This is a genomic window from Embleya sp. NPDC127516 (genome assembly GCF_044765325.1).
Classification (GTDB): domain Bacteria; phylum Actinomycetota; class Actinomycetes; order Streptomycetales; family Streptomycetaceae; genus Embleya.
Window position 1 is genome coordinate 1 of the sequence record NZ_JBIWJT010000105.1, and the last position, 1207, is coordinate 1207.

The window sequence follows — 1207 nt, forward strand, 5'->3', positions numbered from 1 at the left end:
CGAGGAGTTTCATGCTCAAGCGAACGGCACGGGACATCCGCCGGCACAACAGGTTCGAGGTGTTGCAGAGCACCTACGCGGCCGGCGAGCACGTGAGCCGGCAACAGATCGCGACCGCGACCGGACTGTCCACGGCCACGGTCGCCAACCTGACCGGCGAGCTCCTCGACGTCGGCGTCCTGGTCGAGGTCGGGCGGGAGGACTCCGGCGGCGGCCGCCCCCGGGCACGCCTGGCGGTCAACGCCGAGCGCGGCCTGCTGGTCGGCGTCGACGTCTCCGAGGACTTCGTCCGTCTCGAACTGTACGACCTCGCGATGAACGTGCTGCGCGCCGTCGAGCGACGGATGGACCCGCGGGGCAGCTCCCCGGGCGACGTGGTCGAACACATCGCGCTGGGCGTGGACGACCTCCTGACGACCCCGGACGTGGATCCCGACCGGGTCCTGGGCATCGGGGTCAGCCTGCCCGGACTGGTCGAACGCGAGGGCGGCGTCTCCGTCCTCGCCGTCTACGGACACTGGCGCGACGTCCCCATGAAGGCCCTCCTCGCCGAACGACTCGACTTCCCCCTCTACGTGGACAACCCGCTCAAGGCCAGCACCGTGGCCGAACTGTGGTTCGGCGCCGGACGCGACGTCGACGACCTCGCCGTCGTCACCCTGCGCACCGGCGTCGGCGTCGGCGTCGCCATCGACGGAACGCTCTACCGCGGCGCCACCAACAGCGCCGGCGAATGGGGCCACATCATCCTGGTGATGGACGGACGGACCTGCCGATGCGGCGCCCGCGGATGCGTGGAGGCATACGTCGGCGCCCCCGGCATCCTGCGGACCCTGCGCGAGATCGACCCGCACAACCCGATCCTCACCATCGACGACCAGATCGCCGCGATCGAGGCCGTCGCCGACGCGGCCCGCCGACACGACCCCACGGCGCTGCGGGTCGTCGAGGACACCGGCCGCCACCTCGGCGCATCGGTCGCCACCCTGATCAACATGCTCAACCCGGCCAGGATCGTGCTCGGCGACTGGGTCGCCGACCGCCTCGGCGAACCACTGCTGACCGCCACACGCGACGCCGCCGCGCACTACGCCCTCGAGCAACCCTTCGCCGCGGTCACCCTGAGCCTGTCCGAACTCCCGGACAACGCGGTGTGCCTCGGCACGGCCACCTTCGCCCTCGAAGGCTTCCTCAACGACCTCACCTC

1 protein-coding gene is annotated in these 1207 nt (G+C 71.1%); it reads left to right on the top strand.

What is annotated here, in order from left to right; all coding sequences use genetic code 11:
- Nucleotides 1-11: 11 nt before the first annotated feature.
- The coding region (locus tag ACIRL2_RS51410) for an ROK family protein (protein WP_402242733.1) at nt 12-1207 on the top strand (1196 nt) is incomplete at its 3' end.